At 33.3% G+C, this 18,745-nt stretch carries 20 protein-coding genes and 1 riboswitch; of the genes, 6 read left to right on the top strand and 14 right to left on the bottom strand.

Annotated elements, in window-relative coordinates:
* Positions 1-170: 170 nt before the first annotated feature.
* The 5 genes from ATO12_RS23050 to ATO12_RS23070 all read right to left on the bottom strand — a co-directional run bounded on the left by ATO12_RS23050 (position 171) and on the right by ATO12_RS23070 (position 4,453).
* On the bottom strand, positions 171-668 hold the full coding sequence (locus ATO12_RS23050; RefSeq protein ID WP_034247172.1) for a DinB family protein: 498 nt from the start codon (positions 666-668) through the stop codon (positions 171-173).
* Between the two features lie 88 nt (positions 669-756).
* Positions 757-1,386, bottom strand: coding sequence for a Crp/Fnr family transcriptional regulator (locus ATO12_RS23055; protein ID WP_034247173.1), 630 nt, complete (start codon positions 1,384-1,386; stop codon positions 757-759).
* A 91-nt stretch (positions 1,387-1,477) separates the two neighbouring features.
* Entirely contained in the window at positions 1,478-2,395 is a 918-nt protein-coding gene (locus tag ATO12_RS23060) for a PD40 domain-containing protein (RefSeq protein ID WP_034247175.1), read from the bottom strand.
* A gap of 97 nt (positions 2,396-2,492) precedes the next feature.
* Positions 2,493-3,611: a DNA polymerase III subunit beta gene (gene dnaN, locus ATO12_RS23065; RefSeq protein WP_025664268.1), complete on the bottom strand. Its 1,119-nt coding sequence runs from the start codon at positions 3,609-3,611 to the stop codon at positions 2,493-2,495.
* Positions 3,612-3,877: 266 nt separating this feature from the next.
* Positions 3,878-4,453 carry a DUF1572 family protein gene (locus ATO12_RS23070; RefSeq protein WP_034247176.1) on the bottom strand — a complete coding sequence of 192 codons (576 nt, stop codon included), beginning with the start codon at positions 4,451-4,453 and terminating at the stop codon, positions 3,878-3,880.
* Positions 4,454-4,767: 314 nt separating this feature from the next.
* Here ATO12_RS23070 and ATO12_RS26235 point away from each other — a divergent pair, with 314 nt between their 5' ends.
* Positions 4,768-4,926 carry a hypothetical protein gene (locus ATO12_RS26235; protein WP_165583444.1) on the top strand — a complete coding sequence of 53 codons (159 nt, stop codon included), beginning with the start codon at positions 4,768-4,770 and terminating at the stop codon, positions 4,924-4,926.
* Positions 4,927-5,288: 362 nt separating this feature from the next.
* On the opposite strand, the gene ATO12_RS23075 is transcribed toward ATO12_RS26235, so the two are convergent.
* The 7 genes from ATO12_RS23075 to ATO12_RS23105 form a co-directional block, all read right to left on the bottom strand.
* On the bottom strand, positions 5,289-6,320 hold the full coding sequence (locus tag ATO12_RS23075) for a FecCD family ABC transporter permease (protein ID WP_034247178.1): 1,032 nt from the start codon (positions 6,318-6,320) through the stop codon (positions 5,289-5,291).
* A complete protein-coding gene (locus ATO12_RS23080) occupies positions 6,321-7,460 on the bottom strand; it encodes an ABC transporter substrate-binding protein (protein WP_034247180.1) in 1,140 nt (379 codons plus the stop codon).
* Between the two features lie 140 nt (positions 7,461-7,600).
* Positions 7,601-8,119 carry an alpha-ribazole phosphatase gene (cobC, locus tag ATO12_RS23085; protein ID WP_034247182.1) on the bottom strand — a complete coding sequence of 173 codons (519 nt, stop codon included), beginning with the start codon at positions 8,117-8,119 and terminating at the stop codon, positions 7,601-7,603.
* Positions 8,101-8,865 (bottom strand): adenosylcobinamide-GDP ribazoletransferase, encoded by a 765-nt coding sequence (locus ATO12_RS23090; protein WP_034247187.1) that lies wholly within the window; start codon positions 8,863-8,865, stop codon positions 8,101-8,103. The genes cobC and ATO12_RS23090 overlap by 19 nt, the downstream gene beginning before the upstream one ends.
* Complete coding sequence (locus ATO12_RS23095) at positions 8,862-9,239, bottom strand: hypothetical protein (RefSeq protein ID WP_131248887.1); 378 nt, start codon at positions 9,237-9,239, stop codon at positions 8,862-8,864. The genes ATO12_RS23090 and ATO12_RS23095 overlap by 4 nt, the downstream gene beginning before the upstream one ends.
* Positions 9,240-9,276: 37 nt before the next feature.
* Complete coding sequence (cobT, locus tag ATO12_RS23100) at positions 9,277-10,314, bottom strand: nicotinate-nucleotide--dimethylbenzimidazole phosphoribosyltransferase (RefSeq protein WP_034247190.1); 1,038 nt, start codon at positions 10,312-10,314, stop codon at positions 9,277-9,279.
* Between the two features lie 12 nt (positions 10,315-10,326).
* Complete coding sequence (locus tag ATO12_RS23105) at positions 10,327-10,839, bottom strand: bifunctional adenosylcobinamide kinase/adenosylcobinamide-phosphate guanylyltransferase (RefSeq protein ID WP_034247214.1); 513 nt, start codon at positions 10,837-10,839, stop codon at positions 10,327-10,329.
* A gap of 81 nt (positions 10,840-10,920) precedes the next feature.
* A riboswitch (cobalamin riboswitch) is annotated at positions 10,921-11,222 on the top strand.
* 78 nt (positions 11,223-11,300) lie between these two features.
* On the opposite strand from ATO12_RS23105, the gene ATO12_RS23110 reads away from it, so the two are divergent.
* The gene (locus tag ATO12_RS23110) at positions 11,301-13,244 is read left to right on the top strand and encodes a TonB-dependent receptor plug domain-containing protein (protein WP_034247192.1); all 1,944 of its coding nucleotides are present in this window, start codon (positions 11,301-11,303) and stop codon (positions 13,242-13,244) included.
* A 90-nt stretch (positions 13,245-13,334) separates the two neighbouring features.
* On the opposite strand, the gene ATO12_RS23115 is transcribed toward ATO12_RS23110, so the two are convergent.
* Positions 13,335-14,762 (bottom strand): S41 family peptidase, encoded by a 1,428-nt coding sequence (locus ATO12_RS23115; protein ID WP_034247194.1) that lies wholly within the window; start codon positions 14,760-14,762, stop codon positions 13,335-13,337.
* 227 nt (positions 14,763-14,989) lie between these two features.
* Here ATO12_RS23115 and ATO12_RS23120 point away from each other — a divergent pair, with 227 nt between their 5' ends.
* From ATO12_RS23120 to ATO12_RS23135, 4 genes are all read left to right on the top strand, one after another.
* A complete protein-coding gene (locus ATO12_RS23120) occupies positions 14,990-15,499 on the top strand; it encodes an RNA polymerase sigma factor (protein WP_034247195.1) in 510 nt (169 codons plus the stop codon).
* On the top strand, positions 15,486-15,926 hold the full coding sequence (locus ATO12_RS23125; RefSeq protein ID WP_034247197.1) for a hypothetical protein: 441 nt from the start codon (positions 15,486-15,488) through the stop codon (positions 15,924-15,926). Before ATO12_RS23120 ends, ATO12_RS23125 begins: the two co-directional genes overlap by 14 nt.
* Positions 15,927-15,996: 70 nt before the next feature.
* The gene (locus ATO12_RS23130; RefSeq protein WP_034247199.1) at positions 15,997-16,536 is read left to right on the top strand and encodes a DUF4252 domain-containing protein; all 540 of its coding nucleotides are present in this window, start codon (positions 15,997-15,999) and stop codon (positions 16,534-16,536) included.
* Positions 16,537-16,670: 134 nt separating this feature from the next.
* Positions 16,671-17,216 (top strand): DUF4252 domain-containing protein, encoded by a 546-nt coding sequence (locus tag ATO12_RS23135; protein WP_034247201.1) that lies wholly within the window; start codon positions 16,671-16,673, stop codon positions 17,214-17,216.
* Positions 17,217-17,291: 75 nt separating this feature from the next.
* Here the strand turns inward: ATO12_RS23135 and purB are convergent, their stop codons facing one another.
* Positions 17,292-18,635, bottom strand: a complete 1,344-nt coding sequence (gene purB, locus ATO12_RS23140) for an adenylosuccinate lyase (protein ID WP_034247202.1) — start codon at positions 18,633-18,635, stop codon at positions 17,292-17,294.
* Positions 18,636-18,745 lie beyond the last annotated feature (110 nt).

The raw sequence follows: 18,745 nt of genomic DNA on the forward strand, positions 1-18,745 counted from the left end.
ACGTATCACCTGAAATTGAAAATAATGCCCAATAAAACTAATAACACTACACAGGATTAGAATTATAGAGTAGATGTTTATGATACGTTTCATCTTTATTAATATGTATTTGCTTAAAAATGGGAGATGAGGTGATATCGACATCTCCCGGATTCATTTTTATTTCAGAGTTAAGCAAATGGATTTACATCTGCTGTTGGGCCATAAATCGAAGGTAATTTCTTGTTTAGTATCCTTAAATAAGTAGTTAGTTCTCCTCTATGATGATACCAGTGATTAAGAACAAAAGTTCTTATAAATGTATAGGTAGGCATTTCTGCTATTGGGTTTTGAGATTTTAGAAGTTTCCAATCGTTTTTTAACCAGGAGGTATCTTCTTCTTTAAGTAAAGCTCGTACAGAGTTCATACTCTCTTCAAAAGCAATTAGAATTTCTGCTTTACTAACAGGGGTAGGATGTTTAACAATAACTTCTGTTTCTACCTGACCATCCAGGGCAAATCTCAAATTTCTACCTGGGATGGTTGCGACATGAAAAGCAAGTTGACCAAGCGGCATTGCTTTTTCATGGGGTTTATAATGTAATCGATCTTCGGGAAGTATACCCAGAAGGTTTTTTGTTGAAACAAATTCTTGTTCCATTTCTATTAAAAGACTTGTAGCACTCATATTTTATTTTTTATAAATGAATACTTCAAAGGTCAGTAAGTAATAAGGTATAAAACGGTATCAAAAGATACACAGTGTCAAAAAAAAATTATAGCAATTCTATCTCTGCTCTGTGTAAAACTAATTTTCCATCTATTTCAAATTGTTTTAGTATACGAGAAATCACCACTCTTGTTGTGCCTAACTCATTTGCTAATTGTTGGTGAGAAATTTTGATTCTAGTACTTTCTTGTTGTGATTTTCTATGTGCTAAATACGCAATAACTCTTTTGTCAATATGATCAAAGGCTACACTCTCAAAAGTATCCAGAAGCTCATCGTATCTTTTTCTAAACGTTTTAATTACAAAATTGTTCCATGAATTATATTGTTTTTGCCATTGGGTAATAAATCTTGATGGTATAGCAAGAATATCGGTTTGAGTCATTGCTAGAGCTTGCGAAGGGCTTTGATTGTTAAAAAAACATGCCGATAATGACATCATACAGGTTTGGCTGGGTTCGACATAATAAAGTAAGATTTCTCTATCTTCTTTTGTCTGAAAAACCCGGATAAGACCAGAGATTACAATCGGTAATATCTTAACATATTGCCCTTCTCTAACAATTACATCTCCTTTTTTAAACGATAAGATTTCACCATGTTTAAGGATCTCTTTCCGAAGCTCGTTTTCTGTAATGAAATCTATTTTTTTAAGAATCTCTTTTTCGAAAATCATTTTTATGAATATTGAAATACAAAAATATGTACTTGAGTAAGATATGAAATACCGAGGTTTTTTTAATAGCTTTTTACAATAGATCTATCTGCTAGTTTTGGTTTTTCTTTAGTTCAGATTCAATGTTTACCCACTTTACAGACCAATTTTTCTCGATATGATCACCAGTAGCAAAAAAGAGAAATTTATGATCTGGTGTTATGTAAGGGTTTCCTTGTCCAAGGGTATTAACTTTTTCAGGTAGCTTCTTTGTATGTGTCCATTTACCATTTTTATCCATAAAACTTATGATTAAATCTAGCTGATTTCCAATAGAGGCAAAAATGATATAATCTTCTTCGGGAGCAATATAAGGAGTGCATTTTCTAACTTTTGCATATTGAGGAACTATAAGTTTTTGAGCATTTTGGAATTTACCATTTACAGGTTTGGACGAATAGATGTCCATTTCACTATAATCTGTATTGCTTACATGAAAATAAAGTGTTCCCGAGTTGGTAACAGAAGGGTGGGATACTAACTTATCTCTTAAGTTAGGGATATCTATATATTCTGGAGTACTCCACACATTATCTTTCTTTTCTGATTTCCAGATATGCCATGTAGATGTAACTCCCTCGATATTAACTGGTCTGGTAGAACTAAAATAAAGTGATTTTCCATCAGAAGAAAAACTCATTCCGTGATCATTATAATCACTATTAAAAAATGCTTTTTTGGGCGTAGACCATTTTCCATTTATTTTTTGAATACTATAAATAGTAAATTGTTGAAAGTTTTTATCAGAAATGGTATAATAATATTCTTCAAAGTTTGACGAAAAGACACCTCTATGTATTAGTTTATCTTTAGGAACTAAATCTTGTTTAAATGCTATAGGAATAGTATCCGGAATTTGATCTACCAAAAATTGCGTTTTATAGCTTTCTATCAAATTTGAATTTTTGCAACTTAAAGCAGTTGTAATTATAAGTAGTATACTTAAAATTTGTTTTATGTTTTTAATCATGCAAATAAGTTAAGAAATTATACGACATCCTTAAAAAGCAAAATTCCAACCATATCAATATGGTTGGAATTTTAGATACAAATAATTATTTATGACCTTAGTTATTCAACATTACGGGCATTACCAACATAGTTACGTGTTCTCCTTCGTCTAATCCATCGATTGGAGTAAGGATTCCTGCTCTATTAGGTAATGACATTTCTAGTTGTACTTCATCTGCGTTAAGGTTATTTAGCATTTCACTTAAAAAGCGAGAATTAAAACCAATCTGCATATCATCACCTTGATAATCACATGTTAAGCGTTCTTCTGCTTTGTTAGAGTAATCGATATCTTCTGCAGATATATTTAATTCTGCTCCTGCAATTTTTAATCGAATCTGATGTGTTGTTTTATTAGAGAAAATAGAAACTCTACGTACAGAATTTAAAAACTGTGTTCGAGCTATTGTTAATTTATTAGGGTTCTCTTTTGGTATTACTGCTTCGTAATTAGGATATTTCCCGTCAATTAATCTACATATTAATTGCGTTTCATCAAAAGAGAATTTAGCATTAGATTCATTGTATTCAATCAATACTTCACTATCGCTACCCGCCAAAATTCCTTTGAGCAAGTTTAACGGTTTTTTAGGCATAATAAATTCTGCAGATTGAGAAGCTTTAATATCTTCTCTAGTATACTTAACCAATTTATGAGCGTCGGTAGCAACAAAAGTTAAACCTTCTGTAGAGAATTGAAAAAAGACTCCACTCATTACTGGTCTTAAATCATCATTACCTGTTGCAAAAATAGTTTTACTTACTGCAGTGGCTAAAATATCTCCTAGTAAATTGGTAGCACTAGGATCTTCTAATTCTACTGCTTTAGGAAACTCTTCACCGTTAGCATAGGCCAGGGCATACTTACCGTGATTAGAACTTATCTCTATTGTATTATTATCTGCAGCGACAAAAGTTAAAGGTTGCTCAGGAAAAGTTTTAAGCGTCTCTAGCAATAATTTAGCTGGTACTGCAATAGTACCCTGATCAGAAGATTCTACTTCTAATTTCGCAGACATAGTGGTCTCTAAATCAGAGGCAGAAACAGTTAGTGCATTATTGTCTAATTCGAACAAAAAGTTGTCTAAAATTGGTAACGTATTGCTATTACTAATTACCCCTCCTAATACCTGTAGTTGCTTAAGTAAGTAAGAACTGGATACTATAAATTTCATCTGTTTTTTCTTTATTATTTTTTAGTTGTCAGATTTATGCTGATACCGATCAATATGAAATTTGCCAAAACTCATTTTAACTTAGCTACTGTGAGGTAAGTAAGAATCAATGTAGTTGACATGACTTAATTTCATATATATGTGTGACTAATTACGTACAGTTTTACGCAAATATAATTGTAATCTATTTGGGATTTGGTATTGAGAAAACCATAGTTATTAACAAACCAAAGAGAGTTATTGACTATTTTATAAACTAAGGACAATTAATTGGTGTCATCTTTCATAAGCTTATCGGTATAATGTGCTTTATGCTTGGGTGCGGCAAAGCGTTTTTGGTTGTAAGCTGTAGATTTTCCTTTTGGGATAGATAAACTTTGCCATTCTTTACCGACAATCATTTTTCCTATACTAACGATTTGTCCTATATGATATGAATAATGTGCCAATTGCCTATTTATTGCCTCGGTAATACTATGTTCTATATTGCGTATATAGATAGGCTGGTTAAAATTATCTTGATTAATACTTTCTAATGCTTCAAAAAGGCATTGCCACCCGTCATTCCATTTGGTTAGAAGATCTTCTTTAGATGCAATATCATTTTCAAATTCTGCATCACGTTGTCTCCATTCTTTTTCTCCATCGGTGGTTAAAAAGTCTGTCCACCGAGACTTCATATTTCCCCAGAGATGTTTTACAATAATTGCTATACTATTACTCTCGTCGTTATATTGCCAAAAAAGTTTTTCGTCAGGAATTTGATTTATTGTTTTTTCTCCCAGAGATTTATAATATGCAAACTGTTTTTGTATTCCTTCTAGATATTCAGATGATTTCATAGCTGTAAACTTTTACTTTAAAGATAGGGTTTTAAATTAATACTTGATTTTTAATTATTTGAAACCAGAATATCTGGAATCGAGTTAATTACACGTAGGATGTAATATTTGTACAGGAGTTTTAGACAGAAAAATAGGATGTGTATTTTTTACTTTAAATAAAAATATTACATTGTTTAATAATTTGTAGTACATGATATTTAAGCTAAAAAATATACTTGTTGTTAAGTATAATTATGATTATATGTACAATATTCTAAAGTAGAGAGATTTTATTTATACCATATAAAAACATTATTTAAATTTTATAAATTATGAGTAGATTATCATTAGGTGCTTTTAAAGCAAAAGTAAAAAACAATAAACAGATAAATTTAAAAACTATCATAGGAGGAAACTCAGATTCATGCCATGATGAAAGAGAATCAAAGAAATCGAGAGGGATAACCATGACTTCTGGTGATATGTCCTAAATCATTTTTAAAGAAGTTTATTGATACAGGCAAGAGGATTTAGTAAACAAACCTTGTCTAGATACTCTAAACTTTTTTTTCGAGACTAAAAAAATGTAAATAGTAGGTCGTAGCTATCCGAAAGTTTTTCAGAATAAAGTAAAAAAACTCATAGGGATGAGTTCATTTCGTAAGTCTTGTATTAACTAAATCCCTTATCTCTTTGATGCTTGAGACTACAATAAGCGATTCGAAATTAAACCTGGAATTTGATTAAGTAGGGATTGATTTGTATTTTTTGTCTGAAAACCTAAAATATAGGATTCTCAGGCTACTTTACAGTGAAAACTTTTGGATAGCTGTGATAATTAATATTTAGTTGGCTAAAACAACATTTTTCGTTTTCGAACTAATAACCAGATGACTACAGGGGCACCAATTAATGAAGTAATAGCATTAATAGGAAGTGTATATTCGCTAGATGGTAACTGGGCAATACTATCACACACTAGCATAATGATACTACCTAACAATATTACAGCAGGAATTAATGTTTTATGATCTGAGGTATGAAATAATTGTCTTGTAAGATGAGGGACAGCTAAACCAATAAAGGCTATTGGTCCGGTAAAAGCGGTAATGCTACCAGCCAATAATCCCGTAGCAACAATAATTAGAAAACGACTTGTCTTGATATTTAATCCAAGACTACGAGCATAGTTTTCTCCTAATAGTAATGTGTTTAAAGGTTTTATGGCCAGTATAGATAATAGCATTCCTAATACTACTACTACAGAAAATATAAGCACATCGTACCAGGATAAATTACCTAAGCTGCCAAACCCCCAAAAGATATATCGTTGTAATTGATCTGCAGGGGCAAAATAGGCTAATACACTCACTATAGCAGCTGTAATACTCCCGAACATAAGCCCAATAATAAGTATTGCCATTGTATCTCTAACTCGAATAGAAACGAGCATCGCAGCAAACAATACGAGTATACTGCCCAAGCTGGCAGCAATAACCAATCCCCATTTCGAAATTAAAAAAGTAGATACAGCGACTCCTGTAAATGCGCTTCCTAATATAAGTAGTGCTACTCCAAGACTTGCTCCAGAACTTATACCTAGTACAAAGGGGCCTGCCAATGGATTTCTAAACAAGGTTTGCATTAGTAATCCAGAAACCCCAAGTCCACTACCTACAATTATAGCAGTAATCGCTTTTGGTAATCGATAATCGATAATGATATGTCTCCAGGCTTCTTTTTCTACTGTTCCTCCTACCAGGCTACTTAGCGTATCTAACCACGGAATAAATACCGAACCTAAACTTATATTTGCAACAAAACAGATGAACAAAAGTATGATAATACTTATAAAAACACGTTTATATGATTTGGTTGGGGTCAATTAATTTAGTTTTTCGAAAAAAAAGGGTTCATAATCGATTAACAATTCTGGATGAGCAATTTTAATAATATCTTTTAAAATTAAGTCGGGTCGCATAGGTCCTAATTCATAATATACTAATCCTCCTTTTGAACCCATCTTTAATGTTGAAGAATATACGGTTTTATTTTTAAAGGCGTCAAATAAAACATACCGATAGTTCTTTTCTTTTAGTTCGTTGAGTGATTTAGAATTTCCGGATCCTATCCATAGTTCTGCATTTTGAGCTTTTTCAAGTACGCTTTCAAAGCTTAATGTCAGGCTTCCTGTTTGTGAATTGTCAGCCCATAAATATGTAGTGTTTGCATCTTTTAAAAATTTGGCAACAAAGCTGTTCCCACCAGGAACATGCCATACATCCTTAAACATATTACCTGATAAAACTGTTGGAGAAGATGTTGTGTTTTTTGCTAAAGTGGTTGCCTGGTTGTATTCTTTTTTAATATTTTGAAAAATATCTTCTGCCGTTTTTTCTTTACCAAAGAAAGCTGCCATAAATTTTATCCATTCTGCACGACCCAAGGGGTGTTCTTCTAGCCAGGAGCCATTAATTACCACGGGAATTCCGGTTTTTTGTATCAGATCATAAGCTTTTGTATCTCCAGAGGAAGAAAATCCAACAACTAATTCGGGAGAAAGCTCAAGAACAACTTCTGTATTTAAATTCCATTCTTCACCAAGTTCTTTAATCGCACCATTGTTAATCAAAGCTCGTGTTTTCTCAGAAGAAATATAATCGGTATGAGGAAATCCCACTAACTTCTCTTCAAGATTCATATACTCTAACATTGGAATATCTGTAGTAGAAGTTACAACAACCCTTTCTATAGGTACTTCAATAAATATTGCATTTTTAGACTTAAATGGTTTTTCTGTTCCTTTTGGATGTAAAATATAGGTAAGCTCTTCTTTTGCATCTGGCCAGGGCGTTGTAACCTTGATCTCTTTATAATTTTCACGATTTTTAATTGTAAACCCCGAAGCGTATTCGATATTTTGAGGGGCCAGATACATCACGGTAAGTGGTGTTGTATCTTTTGGTGTTTTCTTACAAGAAGTACTTAGTAGGAATAATAAAGAAATGATAAAAGTAGTACGCATGAACATCATTTTTTTGTAAAAATAGTAAATCAGAATAAGTTTAAACCCGAAATGATTTTAAACTCATATACTATAATAGAAAATCTATTACTACATGTTAAATTAAGCGTAGATTATTTTTCTACTAAAATTTTATCAGATTAGATACTAATTACTTCTCCGTATGCAATTTTGATACTAAAAGAATTTTTAAGCTCTATTTGTTGTAGCTTAGCAAGCAATGCTCTCATAGGTCCAGCATGAGTTATTACTACAACTTTTTCTTCAGAAATATGATTCAGAGAGGTATAAAACTCCAAAATTCGTTCTTGCAATTTGATATATGATTCTCCATTTGGAACTTGCACATTTACAAAATCGTTCATCCAGGGATCTATTTCAGAACTATGTATAGCATCCCAGGGTTGTAACTCCCAATCTCCAAAATTTAGTTCTTTAAGACGATCATCAAAGATGATTTCTTTTTTGAATGTTTGAGCTAATAGTTTACACCGTTGTAATGGACTACTATATATAGTTGTAATATCATGAACAGGAATACATTGATGTATTTTTTCTACTTCGGCAGTAAAGGTATTTGTAATCCCTATATCGCTTTGCCCATAGCAAATCCCTTTTTCGATATTTGGGGTGGTATGTCTTACCAGATATATTTCCATAATGCTATGCTAGTAAGGTAAAATACGATTTCACTAAGTTGTTGTACGGCACCTGCACAATCTCCTGTTTGACCACCAATCCATTTTTTGAATTTGGCTGCCAGGAACATTTTTGACAGGTACATTGGGATTAAGGTAAGAAATATTATAGGATTTTTGAAGAAAAGTAAGGGAGTAATACCAAATATACCACTTATCAATAATGCTTGTATACTCATACTCTTTGCTGCGGGTTTGGCTTTACTGTTTTCTGTATCTCTTACATAAGGATGTGTAAAAATTAAAGTAGTAGCAATAAATCGACTTAGAGCATGTCCAGAGATTAGTAGTAAAGGGATGTAATGCATTTCTACTTCTCTTAAAGCAGCAAATTTTGTGCTTAGCATTAACAATAATCCAATAGTACCATAAGTTCCTAAACGAGAATCTTTCATGATCAAAAGGATCTTATCTTTGGTCCATCCACCACCAAATCCGTCGCATACATCTGCAAATCCATCTTCATGAAATGCACCTGTAGCATAAATGGTAGAAAACATAGATAGGATCAGCGAAATTTCTACAGAAAAAATAAAAGAAGATCCATAAAAAGCAATAGCTCCAATACTTCCAACAATAATTCCTACGAGAGGAAAGTACTTAGAGCTAAGATGTAAATATTCGGGATTATGATGTACCCATTTTGGGCAGGGAATACGGGTAAAAAACATCAACGCAGTAAAAAAGATGTGGATTTCCTTTTTCATAAATTGTATGTTTCTTTTATCATTTTTGCAAGGATGGTAACTTTTTTGTTCTGAAAATCGGTGTTAATCGCAGAATTTTTCTGCAGATATTGAGAAAATGGTATACATGCTAAAATAATGAGAACTATTGAAAGTACGATACCTAAAATTCCTATTTTATGCTTTTTGATAGTAGAAATAATCCCTAAATATAAACTTAATAATCCTATGCAAAGAATAGTGATTTTATATAGTTTGCTAAGAACTTGCGTTGTAGGAGCGATTTCTGTATTCTCTTTTATTCCTAAAAATGCATGATATCCCGATAGATTAATTTTATACATGAAATAAAAACCTATGCATGCAATAATAACAGATAACACGCCTCTTTTCATATGTTTTCATATTTTTAATTTAGGTATTTTAGAACAGTTAATCATTACCAGAAACTCCAGCACTCTCAAAACTAGCCATAGTATTAAGAAAAGCAACTGCAGATTCTATAATAGGATATGCTACCGCAACTCCTGTTCCCTCTCCTAATCGCATACCAAGGTTGATCAATGGTTTTTTATCTAAGAACTCGTACATTTTTTGGTGTCCTTGCTCTTCAGATGTATGGGCAAATATGCAATAATCTAAAACATTTTGATGCATTGCATGTGCCACCAATAAAGCAGAAGTAACGATAAACCCATCGATGATAACAGTCATCTTGAGTTCTGCCGCTTTTAAAATTCCACCTGTGATCATGGCAATTTCGAATCCGCCAAAAGTTGTTAAGGCTTCAAGAGGAGAAGAAGGGTTATGTTTTTGAAAAACTTCGGATAAAATTTTTTGTTTGATTTTGATGGCCGAAGTATCCAGTCCTGTTCCAGAACCTACACATTCTGCTATCGGAATCTTAGTAAAATATGACATCAATAGTGAAGCTGCAGAGGTATTTCCGATTCCCATTTCGCCAAAACCTATAGTATTGCACCCTTTATTAAACGTTTCTGTAACCAAATCAGCACCTTTTTGTATAGCTTCAGTACATTGTTCTGTGGTCATTGCCGGTTTCTCCTGATAATTTTGAGTACCGTAATCAATTTTTGCATGAATGATACCAGAAGTATTTTCAAAATCATGATTAACCCCGGCATCTACTATTTTAAGAGCAATTTGATGTTGCTTACAAAAGACATTAATAGCCGCTCCTTCGTTCATAAAGTTATACACCATTTGCGCAGTTACTTCCTGGGGGTAAAGGTTGACTTCTCTTTTTTGAGCAATACCATGATCACCAGCAAAAACGAGTATAGTTGATTGGTTTAAACTGGGTTGGTCTGTGTTTTGAATCATACCTATTTGCAAAGCGACTGTTTCAAGTACTCCTAATGCTCCGATAGGTTTCGTTTTAGTATTAATTTTATTTTGAAGAATAGCTTCAAGGCTATTATTAAAGATAGGTTTTATAGTAAATTCCATGTGTATTTTTGGTTAATTAGATTCTTTGATTTCAACAGGAATACCAGAAATCATTACTATTGCTTTATCAGCATGACTGGCTATGTGCTGATTCATCCACCCCTGTAGTTCGGTAAATTTTCTACCCACTTCAGTAGTAGCATGAACTCCCATTCCAATTTCATTAGAAATGATAATTATGGTCGCATTTATATCTAATAGTTTGGCAAATTCTGCTTTTGCTTGCGACAGAGAAAGCTGGACATCATTTTTTGTATCCATATAGTAGTTGGTAAGCCACAAAGTTACGCAATCGATTACAACGACGCTATCCTTTTTTACAACTTTAGAAATTTCTTTTTCTTCCTCTATAGAAGTCCAACGTTCGTCACGATCTGCAATATGCCTATCTATACGTTTGCGATGATCATCATCCCAAACACGTGAAGTGGCTAGATAATAAGGGGTATCAGATAATTGTAATGCCAAACGTTGTGCATATCCACTTTTACCAGAACGTTCTCCTCCTGTAATGTAATATAACATTGAATTGGTTTTAAAGAGAGCAAAGGTAATCGAATACATTATTTATTTGTTAAAGTAATCCGAAATTCCGTAAAATATAATACATTCGCGCAGAATTTTGGTTCTGATACTCCTTGATCAAGGGAGTTGAAGATTAAAAGGGAATCAGGTACAATGAAAAATGAAGGTAGAGATATGAATAGCGATTTTTTAATTTTTAATCGTATTTCTAACATCTGGCATCGTAAATCAATATTCCTGAGCTGTTCCCGCAACTGTATGCTGTGTCCACATTAAAAAAGGATGCTTGTTGTTAATTCTTTATAACCACTGCTCGTTATGGCGATCGGGAAGGTAAACAACAAGACGCGAGCCAGGAGACCTGCCATTATTCGATATAATCAAACTTTCGGGACAAAGGTTTGGGTATGGGTAAACTACATACTTTTTTCCGGTAATTGTAAAAATTAAGTGTTTAAGTAATGAACAAAAAAGTATTTTTTGGAACCGCATTTTTAATGCTGGGATCTTCTTTTGTATTTGGACAAGAGATCCAAATAGATGAAGTGGTTAATGAACTAGATGAGGTAGTTATTTCTGACTCTAAGTTTAGTTTAAAACGAGAACAAAGTGGTAAAGTAATTACTAAAATTACTGCCAAGGAACTAGAACGTAGCCAAGGACAATCTGTAGCTACGGTACTTGCAAGAGCAACTGGCTTATTTATTAATGGTAATGGCAGTGCAGCGGGACAAGATCTTGGGGTTTATGCACGAGGAGGACGTAACCGCCAGGTAGTGATTAGAGTTGATGGAGTAACGGTTAGTGATCCTTCTACTTCTTCTGGGGATTTTGATTTACGATTATTATCAGTCAATCAAATACAAGAGATTGAAATCCTGAAAGGAGCATCAAGTACGTTATATGGCTCGGGAGCTGCGACTGCGGTAATTAATATTATTACGAAATCTGAGAGTAAGAAAAAAATCGCTGCAAGTTTTCAATCCAGTATAGGAACTAATCAATCCCAGGAAAATCAGGATTATGATATTAATGAATTTGTAAACCTAGCTTCGATTAACGGGACCTTGGGGAAGGTAAGTTATTTGGCAAGTATAGGAAACCAGTTTAGTGATGGGTTATCGGCAGCAGAGGCCGAAGGAGCAGAAAGTGATGCGTTTTCTAAATTTAATGTATATACCAAGTTAGGATATCGATGGAATGATAACTTCAGGTTTCATTTTTTTGGAAATTTGGATCAATATAAAAATGATTTCGATGCTGCTGCAGGAATTGATGGAGACAACCGATTTGAAAGCCAGCAATTAAGAGCAGGGTCTTTTTGGGAAATCAAATATCCTAAGGGAAGTTTTACATTTACAAACAGTTTTGCTTCTTTAGAAAGAGATCTTACCAGATCTAGTTTTCCTTCAAAATACGAAGGTAATGTACACACTTTTGATGCATATAATAAATATACCTTTAATAATACATTGCATACAGTTATTGGAGCCAATGGTTCATATAGTAAATTTAGCTTACTAAATATTCCTTTTGGTGCTACAAATCTAGAAGAAACGATTAGTGATACTGATGCAGAGTTTGATATCATTGATCCTTATATTAATGTAGTGTATGCTTCAGATTTTGGTTTTAATCTAAATGTGGGAGCAAGATATAATATTCATAGTACCTATGATAATCATGTGGTCTACACTATAAATCCATCATATACCCATACATTCGGGGATAATTATATCAAAGGATTAGCATCGTATAGCACCGCATATATTACGCCATCGTTATTTCAATTGTATGATACCGCATTCCTTACCGGAAATCCAGATCTTAAACCAGAAGAGAGTACAACTATAGAAGGTGGAGTAGAATTGTCTCATAAGAAGAAAGCTACAGTGAGTGTGGTGTATTTTAATCGTAAATCAGAAAATTTTATCACATTTAACCCTACAACTTTTGTGAACTTTAACTCACCCAATGATATTAAGGTAGATGGAGTAGAAGTAGAGGTATCTACATTGATGTTAGAAGATAAACTATCTATAAAAGGAAATTATACGTATACTAATATTGACAAATTAGATGATAATATTAGAATTCCTAAACATATGATTAATGCCAGTATAGGTTATCAATTGGGAGAAAAGACATATACATCATTAAACTATCAATACAATACTAAGCGTATAGATAATGATTTTGCTAATACAGACCCGGTTACTTTTGCCCCAACACAAGTTTCTCTTGATGGTTATGGGATTTTAGATTTTTATATTAGTCATCGATTACTAAAAAATCTGGATGTTTATGCAGCGATGCATAATATTACCAATGAAGATTATCAGGAGATTTTAGGATTTAGTACCAAAGGTAGAAATGCCAGAGTCGGAATTACTCTAGAATTCTAAATGCCTACCGGGTTTAATCAAAAAACTCCTAAACGAATAAGTTTAGGAGTTTTTATTTTTATTGTTTCTTATTCTGTAGCAGAAAGAGTTTTAATCCCTATACATACGTTCATACGCAGGAGAAAACATTTTGCTATTTCCAACACTTTCTAATTGTAGTGTATTATAATTTTTAGCGCTTTTTGTTCCTAAAATATTATCTATTGCAGCCTTAAAAAGAGGCTCGTTTTCGTCACCTAAAACACCAAGATTAGAATAATCTTCTTCGATTTCTATTTCTGGAGCAAAACCACCGTGGTAATCTGTAAATCCAACAGAATTACTCGATTTAAGAACTAAAGGTTGCATGGCATAGGTGTGTCCTGCAAGTTCTGCATCTTTTCTGCCAAAGTTTTTTGTGTCATATAAAGTAATAGAGGCCTGAAATTTTCCTCTTGTAGTAGTTCCTACCTGAATCACATTTATATGGGGATCAAGCCCGTTAATTACCAATTCACTAGCCGAAGCAGAGCTTCTGGTTGTTAAAACATAAACCCTACTTAAATTAAGACTGTTAATAGCTTCGCCTGTTCTAATTTGATTATCAAAAAGATTAGTGCTTCCAAATTGTGCCTGTCGATCAGCGTTCCATTCTTCTGTCGAAAAAACCTGACCATTAAACTGCCCTGTAATCATACTCGATAAATCAATTGCAGTGGTAACAGATCCACCACCATTATATCTTAGATCTAATATTAAATCACTTACATTATCGGATACAAATTTTGCAAAAGCTGCATTAAGCTGGGCATCAAAATCCCCGGTAAAAGAATTATACATAAGGTATCCCACCGGGCTACCGCCTACATCAATTGTTTTTGATATAAAAACAGGATTTTCGGTATATTGAACTTTGGTAAGAGAAACAGAAGTTCCTGTAGCAGTAACAGTAGTACCATCAAAAGTAGCCATTCCTATAGTATAACTATCTGGGGCCAGTAATTGTCTAAAGTTTTGATCATTCATCTGGGTACCATTAACGGTATTAAAAATGTCTCCTCTCTTTATTCCTTTGGCTTCGGCATCTGTTCCTGGTAGCACATAACGTACATATCCAAACACAAGAGATTGGTCGTTAGGATAACGTACAAGACCATACTCCATACCATTATTTCTTGTAATCCCATCAAAAGCTTGCTCTAGAGCAACATAATCATCTACAATCCAGCTAAACTGATCAACTCTTACCTGTTCTCCGTTTACTAATACAGTTTGCTTAGACTTTAATGCCTCGAAAAGCGCTTCGGGAGTAGAAAACCCTTCTAAAAACTGTGCATATTCCTGATTAGAAGGAAAACGATTATTTGCCAAATCAGGGACATCTGCTTTATATAGGTAATAAAGGTTTAATCCTTTCCATATAAAATCATTTATTTCTGGTGCACCAGAAACACGGGGTACATCATCGTTATCATCAAAACATGCAGTAAGCAGGTTACCAATGAAAAGCAATAGTGCAAAATACTTTATGTACTTCATCTATATTGTATTTATTGTTTTTATTTGTCTAAATGAAATCCATCAATAATCATTCCGTGAAGAATAAAATGAAGATTATACTTATTTCATAATGACCTATACTTCTTGTTATAAAGTGATAAATGTAACTACTTTATTATAATTTTAAAAAAGATTGTAACAAATTACTTAGATAGTCGTCTCCCTAATATAAAGCTGACAAAGTTTTATGAAAACCACCAACCAAAATGAAAGAAGGAGCATTTATAACGCTTACAAACGGATTTAAAGATAAGCTTTTTAGGTTAGCTAAACGTTTGCTTGTAAGTAATGAGGAAGCAGAAGATGCTACACAAGAAGTATTACTGAAGCTATGGAAGAATAAAAGTAAAATGGCTGAGTATAAAAATGTAGAAGCTTTTGCGATGACAATGACTAAGAATTATTGTTATGATAAGCTTAAGGCTAAAGAAACAGGAAACCTAAAAATTGTACATAGTAATTATAAGGACGAGAGACCTTCATTACAACGGCAAGTAGAAGCTAGAGATAGCTTAGATTGGGTAGGTAAGATCATGGATAGTCTGCCAGAACAACAACGAATGATTATCCAACTTAGAGATATAGAACAATATAATAATGCAGAAATAGCTGATATGTTAGAACTTAATGAAACAGCAGTTAGAGTTGCATTATCAAGAGGAAGAAAAAAAATTAGAGAAGAATTATTAAAAAAACACAATTATGGAGTTGTCTAACATAGAAAAATTACTAGAGAAGTATTTCGAAGGAGAAACGACCATTTCTGAAGAAAAAGAATTAAAGGTTTACTTTACCAGAGAAACTGTGCCGTCGCATTTAGAGAGATACAAAGATCTATTTCAATATTTTTCTCAGGAGAGTACCATAACCGCTACCAAGGATCTAAAATTAAATACCAGTAGTAAAAAATCCAGATACGCATGGATGGGTATTGCAGCATCAATAGCTTTGATCGCAGGGATATTTTTAACAAATACACCACCAAACCCAGACGAAACTCTAGGAACTTATGAAGATCCAGAAATAGCTTTACAGGAAACCAAAAAAATCCTCAACATGGTTTCGCAATTAATGAATGAGGGCAAACAGGAATTAGTGTACCTGAACGAGTTTGAAAGCACTACAGAAAAATTAACAAAATAAAAACAAACGACTACCCGAAAAATACTGTTGGTAAAACAGGATGAAGTAAGGAATTAAAATTTTAAATATTATGAAAAAGTTAGCAATTATTTTAGCCTTTGCAATATTACCATATGTGTCTAACGCACAAAGTAATTTTGATAAATATGAAGATATGAAAGGAGTATCTTCTGTAGTAGTAACCAGTAAAATGTTTAAGCTACTAAGCCAAATAAAATTAGAAAGTAATGATGCAGAAGTACAAGAGTATATGAATCTTGTAGAAAACATAAAAAACATCAAGGTCTTTGCAACAGAAAATGCAGCAGTAGGGCAGAAGATGAGAGCAGATGTAAGTAGTTATCTTAAAAGCTCTTCTCTTGATGAATTAATGAGAGTAAAAAGTGATGGGAAAAATGTAAAATTTTACTCTAAACCAGGAAAAGACGATGATCATGTAAGCGAATTGTTTATGTTTCTTGATGGTGTAAAAGAAGATGGAGATGGACCCAATACAGTAGTACTTACCATAACAGGAGATATTGATTTAAAACAAGTCTCTAAGATTGCAGATCACCTTAATGTACCAGGTGGAGAAGAATTAAAGCACGTAAAAAAGAAAGGAAACTAATCAAGTATTAGGATAAAAAAAGATCCGGATTTCTTCTAACCCCAAGGTTAGAAGAAATCTGGTCTAAAAACATCAATCAAAAATAATCAATCAACCAACCCACCGGCTTAGGCAGGTGAAAAAAAATAATAGAAATGAAAAATGTGTATAAAATTTTAGGCATTGTAAGTATATCATTAATGATGAGTTGTAGTAGCGAACCCTCGCTGCAAAAGTATTTTGTAGATCATCACGGTGATGCTGATTTTATAGCAGTCGATGTACCAACTAGCCTTTTGGATAAAGAGACGGTAGAACTTAATAAAGATGAGAGAGAAGCATTAGAAAGTATCAAAAAAGTTAACTTTTTAGCTTTACAGCTTACCGAGAGTAATCAAGGTAAATATGAAGAAGAGAGTGCAGCGATAAAAAAGATATTAGATGCAGATAAGTATGAAACCTTAATGCGATTTGGATCAGACGGAACCAAAGCAGTGCTTAAATATCAAGGAGAAGAAGATGATATCGATGAGGTTATCGTTTTTGCTAAGAATAATGAAAAAGGATTAGCATTAGTACGTGTATTGGGGGATAATATGAGACCCGAAAAAATGGCTATGCTTATGAAATCTGTAGAAAAAGGTAAAATCAACCTTAATGCCTTTAAAGAAATAGCACAAACTATAGATATTGATGATTAATCAATAGCAATAGTATAAAAATAAAAAAGAGGCTGTTAAAAACAGCCTCTTTTTTTATGATTTATAATCTATTGTTTATATGCCTGTATAGTTAGAAGGTGTAATTTGTTTTAGTTCTGATTTTATAGATTCAGAAACATCTAGAGTTTCAATAAAATCGGCAATAGAATTTTGATTAATCTTTTCGTTGGTGCGAGTAAGACCTTTTAAGGCTTCGTATGGATTAGGATACCCCTCTCGTCTTAGTATGGTTTGTATAGCTTCTGCAACAACAGCCCAATTGTTTTCTAGATCTTCTGCAAACTTATCTTCATTCAGTAAAAGTTTATTTAACCCTTTAAGTGTTGCCTGAAAAGCAATTAGTGTATGTCCAAAGGGTACGCCAACATTTCTAAGTACTGTACTATCGGTAAGGTCACGTTGTAATCGACTTACAGGTAGTTTTGCTGCAAGGTGCTCGAATATGGCATTTGCAATGCCCAGGTTACCTTCACTGTTTTCAAAATCAATAGGATTTACTTTATGAGGCATCGCCGAAGAACCAACTTCTCCTTTTTTTATTTTTTGCTTAAAATAATCCATAGATACATAAGTCCATACATCACGATCCAGATCCAGTATAATAGTATTAATACGCTTTAAACCATCAAACAGCGCTGCCATGTGATCGTAGTGCTCGATCTGGGTAGTAGGAAAAGAATGATGAAGCCCAAGTTTTTCTTGTACAAAATGGGTTCCAAAAGCTTTCCAATCGATATCTGGGTAAGCTACTTTATGTGCGTTGTAATTTCCTGTAGCACCACCAAATTTTGCAGCACTGGGTATATCCTTTAATAAATCAAATTGTGCTTCGATTCTGGTAACATATACCTGAAACTCTTTTCCTAATCGGGTAGGAGAGGCAGGTTGCCCATGAGTACGTGCAAGCATGGGCACAGCAGACCATTCTTCTACCAAAGATTTTAGTTTTGCTACTAATGCGTTATACTCTGGGATATAAACACTACTAATAGCTTCTTTGATACTTAATGGTACTGCGGTATTATTAATATCCTGAGAAGTTAATCCAAAATGAATAAACTCTTTATATTCCTGTAGCCCAAGAGCATCAAATTTCTCTTTTATAAAATACTCTACAGCTTTTACATCATGATTCGTTACTTTTTCTATGTCTTTTATTGCCGAAGCATCTTCGCTAGAAAAATTAGTATAGATCGCTCTTAGCTTATCAAATAAAGAGGGATCAATACCTTGTAATTGCGGTAATGGTAGCTCGCATAAAGCGATAAAATATTCGATTTCTACGAGTACACGATATTTGATTAAGGCTTCTTCGCTAAAAAATGCACTAAGAGATTTGGTCTTTGATGCATAACGCCCATCTATTGGTGAGATTGCTTGCAAAGGGAATAATGACATAATTTTCTTTTTTTGAAGCTGCAAAGATAATTTAATTAATTACGAATTACGAAGTACAGGCAACGAATTTTAAAAGTTTCAGGTATTGAGTATTGAGTATTGAGTATTGA

The sequence above is a fragment of the Aquimarina atlantica genome, from assembly GCF_000626715.1.
Lineage (GTDB): Bacteria > Bacteroidota > Bacteroidia > Flavobacteriales > Flavobacteriaceae > Aquimarina > Aquimarina atlantica.

Excerpts from the sequence above, each read along its gene's own strand:
- ATO12_RS23050 (WP_034247172.1), bottom strand. The coding sequence starts at position 668 with ATGAGTGCTACAAGTCTTTTAATAGAAATGGAACAAGAATTTGTTTCA.
- ATO12_RS23055 (WP_034247173.1), bottom strand. The coding sequence starts at position 1,386 with ATGATTTTCGAAAAAGAGATTCTTAAAAAAATAGATTTCATTACAGAA.
- ATO12_RS23060 (WP_034247175.1), bottom strand. The coding sequence starts at position 2,395 with ATGATTAAAAACATAAAACAAATTTTAAGTATACTACTTATAATTACA.
- dnaN (WP_025664268.1), bottom strand. The coding sequence starts at position 3,611 with ATGAAATTTATAGTATCCAGTTCTTACTTACTTAAGCAACTACAGGTA.
- ATO12_RS23070 (WP_034247176.1), bottom strand. The coding sequence starts at position 4,453 with ATGAAATCATCTGAATATCTAGAAGGAATACAAAAACAGTTTGCATAT.
- ATO12_RS26235 (WP_165583444.1), top strand. The coding sequence starts at position 4,768 with ATGAGTAGATTATCATTAGGTGCTTTTAAAGCAAAAGTAAAAAACAAT.
- ATO12_RS23080 (WP_034247180.1), bottom strand. The coding sequence starts at position 7,460 with ATGCGTACTACTTTTATCATTTCTTTATTATTCCTACTAAGTACTTCT.
- cobC (WP_034247182.1), bottom strand. The coding sequence starts at position 8,119 with ATGGAAATATATCTGGTAAGACATACCACCCCAAATATCGAAAAAGGG.
- ATO12_RS23090 (WP_034247187.1), bottom strand. The coding sequence starts at position 8,865 with ATGAAAAAGGAAATCCACATCTTTTTTACTGCGTTGATGTTTTTTACC.
- ATO12_RS23095 (WP_131248887.1), bottom strand. The coding sequence starts at position 9,239 with ATGAAAAGAGGCGTGTTATCTGTTATTATTGCATGCATAGGTTTTTAT.
- cobT (WP_034247190.1), bottom strand. The coding sequence starts at position 10,314 with ATGGAATTTACTATAAAACCTATCTTTAATAATAGCCTTGAAGCTATT.
- ATO12_RS23105 (WP_034247214.1), bottom strand. The coding sequence starts at position 10,839 with ATGTTATATTACATTACAGGAGGAGAACGTTCTGGTAAAAGTGGATAT.
- ATO12_RS23110 (WP_034247192.1), top strand. The coding sequence starts at position 11,301 with ATGAACAAAAAAGTATTTTTTGGAACCGCATTTTTAATGCTGGGATCT.
- ATO12_RS23115 (WP_034247194.1), bottom strand. The coding sequence starts at position 14,762 with ATGAAGTACATAAAGTATTTTGCACTATTGCTTTTCATTGGTAACCTG.
- ATO12_RS23120 (WP_034247195.1), top strand. The coding sequence starts at position 14,990 with ATGAAAGAAGGAGCATTTATAACGCTTACAAACGGATTTAAAGATAAG.
- ATO12_RS23125 (WP_034247197.1), top strand. The coding sequence starts at position 15,486 with ATGGAGTTGTCTAACATAGAAAAATTACTAGAGAAGTATTTCGAAGGA.
- ATO12_RS23130 (WP_034247199.1), top strand. The coding sequence starts at position 15,997 with ATGAAAAAGTTAGCAATTATTTTAGCCTTTGCAATATTACCATATGTG.
- ATO12_RS23135 (WP_034247201.1), top strand. The coding sequence starts at position 16,671 with ATGAAAAATGTGTATAAAATTTTAGGCATTGTAAGTATATCATTAATG.
- purB (WP_034247202.1), bottom strand. The coding sequence starts at position 18,635 with ATGTCATTATTCCCTTTGCAAGCAATCTCACCAATAGATGGGCGTTAT.